Origin of the sequence: Ruegeria sp. HKCCA4812 (assembly GCF_013034245.1) — a bacterium.
Classification (GTDB): Bacteria; Pseudomonadota; Alphaproteobacteria; order Rhodobacterales; family Rhodobacteraceae; genus Ruegeria.
The window spans coordinates 385,592-393,145 of the sequence record NZ_WQFQ01000004.1 but is presented as its reverse complement, the minus strand read 5'-3'; the positions used below and the strand labels follow the sequence as shown (position 1 = coordinate 393,145).

Here is a 7,554-nt window from a genome sequence, read left to right as displayed (position 1 = left end):
AATTCGCGCAAGCGAATGATCAGACGGAAAGGGCGCCCCGCGGGGCGCCCTTTTTCATTTTCGGAAACGCACACCGAGATGTTACCCTTTTCCGTATTGAAACATTGCAATTCGAAAGAGGTCATGAGATGCACGTATCGGCACGTTCACTCTGTCTTGTCGCAGCAATCGCGTTTTCATCAACCTCGGCATCGTCCCAACAAATCGCGGATCGCATTTATCTTGGCGGTCCAATCGTCACAATGAATGACGAAGGCCCCTCTGCCGAAGCGGTTGCAGTCAAAGACGGGCGTATTCTGGCCGTCGGATCGCTGTCTGATCTATCTGCGTATCAAGGTGATGGAACGGAAACCTTCGATCTGAACGGACGCGCGATGCTGCCGGGCTTTGTGGACAGCCACGGGCATGTTGTCATGGGAGGTTTACAGGCACTGTCAGCCAACCTTCTCGCGCCGCCGGATGGAGATGTCGTTGATATCGCAAGCCTGCAATCAACACTGTCCAACTGGGCCGCTGAGAATGCGGAAGCCGTTGAGCAGGTGAAAATGATCGTTGGCTTTGGCTACGACAACGCGCAGCTGAAAGAGCTGCGTCACCCGACACGGCAAGAACTGGATATGGTGTCCCAAGACTTGCCGGTTATCATCATTCATCAATCCGGGCATTTGGGGGTCGCAAATTCAAAAGCTCTGGAGTTGGTAGGTATCTCCGCCACCTCAGAAGCACCTCCGGGCGGTGTGATTCAGCGCGATGAAGCTGGTGAGCCTAACGGCGTTCTGGAAGAATACGCGTTCTTTTCGGTTCTTGTTCCCATGCTTGGAAATCTGGGTGAGAAAGGCTTGGCGGCATTCGCGAAGGCCGGAACAGAGCTTTGGGCTAAGTTTGGATATACAACCGGACAAGAAGGCCGATCGTCCGGTGAGATTGTCGAGGTTCTCAGGAAAGTTGCAGCCGAAGAAGGGCTGCCCATCGATGTGGTCGCGTTTCCAGACGTTTTGGAAGCTCGGAAGTTCATCGGAGAAAACACATCAGCAGACTACGAGAACCGGGTCCGGGTTGGGGGTTGCAAGCTGACAATCGACGGTTCACCGCAGGGTTTCACAGCCTTGCGGGATCGACCCTATTACAATCCGGTTGGAAATTATGCCGCCGGGTATGCCGGATATGCCGCCATAACGATGGAGCAGCTTCAGGACGCGGTGAACTGGTGTTATGAGAACGGCTTCCAGATCCTTGTGCATTCCAACGGCGAAGGAGCATCCGATATGCTGATTGCGGCCCTTGAAGAAGCGCAGATCAAGTATGGCGACCCGGGCAACCGCCCCGTTCTGATACACGGCCAGTTTCTGAGGGAGGATCAGGTTGCCAGTTTCAAACGGCTTGGCGTCTTCCCGTCGCTTTTCCCGATGCACACGTTCTATTGGGGCGATTGGCACCGGGATCATACTGTGGGACCGGTCAATGCCGACAACATCTCACCCACGGGATGGCTGCGAGAAAGGGACATGATGTTCGGCACACATCACGATGCCCCGGTCGCGTTTCCCGACAGTATGCGCGTTCTTGCCGCGACGGTCACTCGCCGCACCCGCTCGGGCGACATATTGGGGCCGCATCAAAGGGTGGACGTCTTGACTGCACTTAAGGCCATGACAATTTGGCCTGCGTGGCAGCATTTTGAGGAAAACGAGAAGGGGTCGATTGAAGTTGGAAAAGTTGCAGACTTTGTGATCTTGTCTGACGATCCCACGACGGTCGATCCAGAGACCCTAGCCGAGCTCAAAGTGCTTGTAACCGTCAAAGGTGATGAGGTTGTTTACGAAGCTGAAGAAGGTGTCAGAGAGGGAAAGATGCGTTTTTCTCCATTTTCCAGTGACCCAGTTATTGCGCATCTTTTTCTGCACGCGGTTTACCAAGGAATGAAGGTCGAAAGTCCATGGTTAACCAATGGCGTTTCTGGAGGTGAATAGAAGGTTTTCATTCTGGCATTTGCCTCTTGCAAAAACGCTCAGGTCGCTATAGTACGCGCGAGTTCTCAATAAGAACGTCAAGGCGGGGTGATTCCCGCCTTTTGGGTTCGATGAGGGTTGGCGATGCGCGTCTGTCCTCCTCTCAACTCCAACGCCTGAATAAAAGGCTGTAAATATGCAAAGCCAAAACATCCGTATTCGGCTGAAGGCATTTGACTATCGCGTTCTGGATGCCAGCACGCAAGAGATTGTCAACACTGCCAAGCGGACCGGCGCGAACGTGCGCGGACCGATCCCGCTGCCGAACAAGATCGAGAAGTTCACGGTTCTCCGTGGCCCTCACGTTGACAAGAAATCCCGCGACCAGTTCGAGATCCGCACGCACAAGCGTCTTCTCGACATCGTTGATCCGACCCCCCAGACCGTTGACGCGCTAATGAAGCTCGACCTCGCTGCTGGTGTGGACGTCGAGATCAAGTTGCAGTCGTAATCGGAGGGTATGAGAATGCGCTCTGGTATTATCGCAAAAAAAGTTGGCATGACCCGCCTGTTCATGGAAGACGGCAAGCAGATCCCTGTGACCGTTCTTCACCTGGACAACCTGCAGGTCGTTGCACAGCGGACCGCTGAAAAAGACGGCTACACCGCCGTTCAGCTGGGCGCCGGTGCTGCCAAGGCAAAACGCACCTCGAAAGCCATGCGCGGTCACTATGCCGCTGCCAAGGTCGAGCCCAAGCGTAAGCTGGCCGAGTTCCGCGTCTCCGAAGATGGCCTGATCGAAGTGGGTGCCGAGATTTCGGCAGAACACTTCCTGGAAGGTCAGAAAGTTGACGTTTCGGGTACCTCGATCGGTAAAGGCTTTGCCGGTGCGATGAAGCGCCACAACTTCGGTGGTCTGCGCGCCTCGCACGGTGTTTCGATCAGCCACCGTTCGCACGGTTCGACCGGTCAGTGTCAGGACCCGGGCAAGGTGTTCAAAGGCAAGAAGATGGCCGGTCACATGGGTGCTGCCCGTGTCACCACCCAGAACCTGGAAGTCGTCAAAACCGACGCCGAGCGTGGTCTGGTCTTCATCAAAGGCGCCGTTCCCGGACCGAAATCGGGCTGGGTCACCGTCAAGGACGCCGTGAAGAAGAAAGCACCGGAGGGCCTGCCTTTCCCGGCTGCTGTGAAATCGGCTGCATCTGATGCACCTGCGGAAGAAGCTCCCGCGGAAGGTGGTGAAGCATGAAACTTGATGTAATCAAACTGGACGGCGGCAAAGCCGGCGACATCGAGCTGAACGCCGATCTGTTCGGTCTCGAGCCGCGTGCGGACATCCTGCACCGAGTGGTCCGTTGGCAGCGCAACAACGCGCAGGCCGGCACCCACAAGGTCAAGACCCGCTCGGAAACCAGCTACTCGACCAAGAAGATCTATCGCCAGAAGGGTACCGGTGGCGCACGCCATGGTGACCGCAACGCGCCGATCTTCCGCAAGGGTGGTATCTACAAGGGCCCGACCCCTCGTTCGCACGGCCACGACCTGCCGAAGAAGTTCCGCAAGCTTGGCCTGCGCCACGCTCTGTCGGCAAAAGCCAAAGCAGGTGAACTGGTTGTGATCGAGAGCGCCGAAGCCGAAGGCAAGACCGCTGCTCTGGCCAAACAGGTTGCAAACCTGGGTTGGAAACGCGCTCTGGTCATCGACGGCGCGACTGTGAACGAAGGTTTCCTGAAGGCGTCGCGCAACATCGAAGGTCTGGATATCCTGCCGTCGATGGGTGCAAACGTTTATGACATCCTCAAGCGTGACACCCTGGTGCTCACCAAAGCGGCTGTCGAAGCACTGGAGGCTCGTCTGAAATGAGCGCGAAGGCAGAACACTACGACGTGATCCGCAAGCCGATCATCACCGAAAAGTCGACCATGGCGTCCGAAAACGGCGCAGTTGTCTTTGAAGTGGCGATCGACAGCAACAAGCCGCAGATCAAAGAGGCCGTTGAGGCGCTGTTTGGTGTGAAGGTCAAAGCGGTGAACACCACCGTGACCAAAGGCAAGGTCAAGCGGTTCCGCGGCCAGCTGGGCCGTCGGAAAGACGTCAAAAAAGCATATGTGACCCTGGAAGAGGGTAACACCATCGACGTATCCACCGGTCTCTGATCGAACCCGTCTTTGGAGAGAGATGAAGGCCCCCGCGAAAGCGGGGGCTTTTTTTGTTGAAAATTAGACGCTTGGCGGAACGGCCACATGTTGACAGCATGTTTTACCGGCACAAAGATGGCGGAAGTTAGAATGATATTTATGTAGATATGACAAAATGGCTAATCCTTGGCATGTGAGTTGGTTGAATGAAGGCGTTAAAAGGTGGAACCAGCGCCGGAAGCGTGTCTACTTTGAACCGGATCTATCCGGCCTTAATTTCTTCGACATTCTTCCCCCTGATTTTCGAGATGATCCAAAGACGTCCCGTTACTTTGAAAGAATTGATCTAAGTGACGCTGACCTAGTAGGCGCGAACCTGTCGCGACTAAATTTCCAGAAATCAAAGTTTGATAATGCGAGACTACAGGAAGCTGACCTCACGCGGTCCAACTTTGAGAAAGCTTCCTTCAGCTCTGCCGATCTAACAGGTGTTAGATTTGAGGGTTCAATTCTTGCCGAAGCGGTCTTTGAAAACTCAATTTTAGAAAAAACCTCGTTTCAAAACGCCGATATTGATGGGGTTTTGATTATTGGGACTGAATTAAGCTCTGAGCAACGTGATCATGTGGGCTCACAGTACATTCGAGAATACCCTTCAAGGGCAGTTTATCGAGATGAGTTGCGACAAAGAACTTCACTCATTGCAGAAAAGAAAGGTGAACTAGAACCAAAGGAAGACGCTCGCCCTCGGAAGAACGCCTACGAAGTCTTTTTTGGAACAACGCGTGATCCGATAATCGAACGTGGGGCGGTCATTGGGTACGGGGCAGAGCAATGGCAGCAAATAAATTATGGGATCGCTCAGGTTGTTGTTCCAGAGGACAACAGGCTGGGTGGGCTAGGTAAGACGCTCTGGAGGCGGTTGTTTAACAAGCAGAAAAGTGACCTGCGACTTAAGCAAATCATGACGCTTAATGAAGACCTATTTTTCTCAGTTCTGAGGAAGGTAAACAATTCAGGTGGGCATCTTCAACGCCCCACAATTTTTGTTCATGGTTACAACACCTCTTTTGAAGGTGCAGTCCTTAGAGCCGCGCAGTTTGGTCACGACCTTGGAATAGCCCAAGGTATTGGTTTGTTTAGTTGGCCATCGCTTGGAACAGAGGCAGGTTACTCACCCGATGAGGCTAGCGCCGAACGCAACAGATACGCTCTGTCAGAATTTCTTGAGATGTTTGCTGGAGCATTTTCGGAGCATGGTGTTAGCGTTGTTGCGCACAGTATGGGGTGTAGATGCCTACTCGGGGCAATTGAGGTTCTTGCTTCAAGAAATCCAAGTGCTGCAGCTTCCATACATCAAGTTATTCTGGCCGCTGCCGATGTCGACGCAGCAATAATGCCGTATCAAGGAGTACATGCAGTTTCCTCAGCTGACAGAGCAACTTCATATGTCGGTGACAGGGACCTGGCATTGAAGCTCTCAAGATGGTTGCATGGATATGATCGAGTAGGTCTTGTACCTCCTGCGTTTACAATGCCGGGTTTAGACACTGTACTTGTGAATGACGAAGACTTAGGCCCATTTGCGCATGGCTATATTGGCCAAAGTCGCGCGGTTCTTGGAGATGTTCATTCGTTGCTGACAAAGAATGAGCCACCTTCATCGCGCTTTTCCATGAGAGAATACCTCATCGATGGCGTTCAAGTTTGGAAGCTGGCGGACTGAAGCTAAAAGCTCCTTGCTGGAAACCACGAAAAATCTGGGTTTGGGCTTTTTGTTTGCGGAATACACAAATTGGCCCGGTGAGTGTTCTCATTATCCTATAGACACCCACCCCCAACCCTGTTTCACGCTCCCAATCTTGCGGCCTCGGATTCGTTCCGGGGCCTCTGATATTTGTAACCGGGGACCTTCGGGGCCCTATACCCTTGGCACCTACGGGGGCCTATCACATAGCAGGGAACCCCACTGCACTTGCTAAACGGAAGACAGAAAGCATGGCACTCAAGTCGTATAAGCGCGTTATTTTTTGACCGCCGCAAAGACGGCTGGACGTCAGGTGCAGTTCTGGAAAAGAGCAATGAAATCGATCTGAGCACCGGTTTTTGACCCAACATGAACGGCTGATCACGGCCCGGCGGTTTCATCCGTCGGGGTCGATTTCATTTCAGCCCTGAAATTCTGCGCCGTCTGGCTTTGGGAACAAATGCGCGGTGTCAGCGCCGAGCCCGTTTTCAGGTTGCCGATAAAAAGATGGGGCCGTTTTCCGTTTCTGATAGCCTGAAATAGGACCGTGCCGATGTGGATACGACTTCTTTGATGAAGGGTCGCCATGCGGTCGGAAAGACTGATCCGTCCGGGTTCGCCCAGACCTCTGGCACGTTGTTGGAACACGCAAGGGCAGATCTACGCCTGGGTATCTCCAGGTTTCATGTACCTGCCACGTCCCCTATTGGGCTGCCCGTTACACCGAGAATCGTCCGCAGGGGCATTGCCTGATCAGCCCAACGCTCATGGCCCGTCGGTTCGTGGATCACTGTGACCAGGACTGCGCAGTGCAGAGGATAACGTTGCAGATGACAAACCACCCGATCAACCTGTTCAAGTGTGGAATGCCAATCCGGAAACCGTACGTTTCAAGACGTTTCGGCCCGCGTCATGCGCCAGCAGCTGCCGCAGGCGGCCATTGGGCCCGGTGGTCCCCGGCGCGTCAGCAGAGTGCACACGCAACATGCGGCCTTACGATGTACGGTCGAGTCACGAGCTTTGAGATAGCGCTATAACCCCCGCTCGACATCAAGAAGGGGGCATAGGCCCGATATTAGCGTCATACAGTAGGGGTAGCGTACTTCGGCACTGTGGAGCGCTCAGGCGCTCTATGACCGTTCTGCGGGCTTCTACCGGAAACAGAAAAGGCGCCGTTCGGCGCCTTTGTGTCTTGCACTGGGATATCCGCGATCAAGAGCAGTAAACATGTTTGTGCGCAATATCTGCAATGTCGCAGCGGCGGATGCCGATGTCATCCAGTTCGCGGTTGGTCAGGCTTTGCAGTTCGCGGTATGTGCGCTGATATTCAGCGGCCCGTTTGCGTGCGGTTTTGATCCGTTCGATCATGTCCATGATCCGGGTGCCGAAGTTGAAGCCGGTATTTGTCAGTGTTGCAGTTGTCATTTCTGTGTTCCTTTCTCAAATCAGGGCGAATTCCCTGACGTTACCTTTTGTGTTCCTTGTTTGGACAAGGCTGAGATAGGGTTAATAGTTATCGCTAACAATACAGATTTCGGTCTAGCCGCTATGCGTTTTCGGTATGACAAAGGTTGATCCCAACGCAATTCGGATCGCGCAAGACATTCGGAATATTATGTACTTGCGTCAGAAGCACTCAGAAACTGCTGTAACGGCGCTTCTCCTATTGAACGCAGGCCGTGTGGCAGTGCTAACGCCTTGCGATAAAGCTGTACGA

Annotated in this window: 7 protein-coding genes; 6 read left to right on the top strand and 1 reads right to left on the bottom strand. The window is 53.7% G+C overall.

Translation table 11 applies throughout. The features are described from left to right. Nucleotides 1-128 precede the first annotated feature (128 nt). From GOW04_RS14530 to GOW04_RS14505, 6 genes are all read left to right on the top strand, one after another. Nucleotides 129-1,970, top strand: coding sequence for an amidohydrolase (locus GOW04_RS14530; RefSeq protein WP_171233012.1), 1,842 nt, complete (start codon nucleotides 129-131; stop codon nucleotides 1,968-1,970). 175 nt (nucleotides 1,971-2,145) lie between these two features. Continuing rightward, entirely contained in the window at nucleotides 2,146-2,460 is a 315-nt protein-coding gene (gene rpsJ / locus GOW04_RS14525) for a 30S ribosomal protein S10 (protein WP_008756422.1), read from the top strand. Nucleotides 2,461-2,475: 15 nt separating this feature from the next. After that, nucleotides 2,476-3,201, top strand: coding sequence for a 50S ribosomal protein L3 (rplC, locus tag GOW04_RS14520; protein WP_171233011.1), 726 nt, complete (start codon nucleotides 2,476-2,478; stop codon nucleotides 3,199-3,201). Further along, on the top strand, nucleotides 3,198-3,815 hold the full coding sequence (rplD, locus tag GOW04_RS14515; protein WP_152459169.1) for a 50S ribosomal protein L4: 618 nt from the start codon (nucleotides 3,198-3,200) through the stop codon (nucleotides 3,813-3,815). Before rplC ends, rplD begins: the two co-directional genes overlap by 4 nt. Continuing rightward, on the top strand, nucleotides 3,812-4,108 hold the full coding sequence (locus tag GOW04_RS14510; protein ID WP_008757532.1) for a 50S ribosomal protein L23: 297 nt from the start codon (nucleotides 3,812-3,814) through the stop codon (nucleotides 4,106-4,108). The genes rplD and GOW04_RS14510 overlap by 4 nt, the downstream gene beginning before the upstream one ends. A 184-nt stretch (nucleotides 4,109-4,292) precedes the next feature. Then, nucleotides 4,293-5,816: an alpha/beta hydrolase gene (locus tag GOW04_RS14505; protein ID WP_171233010.1), complete on the top strand. Its 1,524-nt coding sequence runs from the start codon at nucleotides 4,293-4,295 to the stop codon at nucleotides 5,814-5,816. Nucleotides 5,817-7,049: 1,233 nt separating this feature from the next. On the opposite strand, the gene GOW04_RS14500 is transcribed toward GOW04_RS14505, so the two are convergent. Then, nucleotides 7,050-7,211 carry a DUF1127 domain-containing protein gene (locus GOW04_RS14500; protein ID WP_224859333.1) on the bottom strand — a complete coding sequence of 54 codons (162 nt, stop codon included), beginning with the start codon at nucleotides 7,209-7,211 and terminating at the stop codon, nucleotides 7,050-7,052. Nucleotides 7,212-7,554 lie beyond the last annotated feature (343 nt).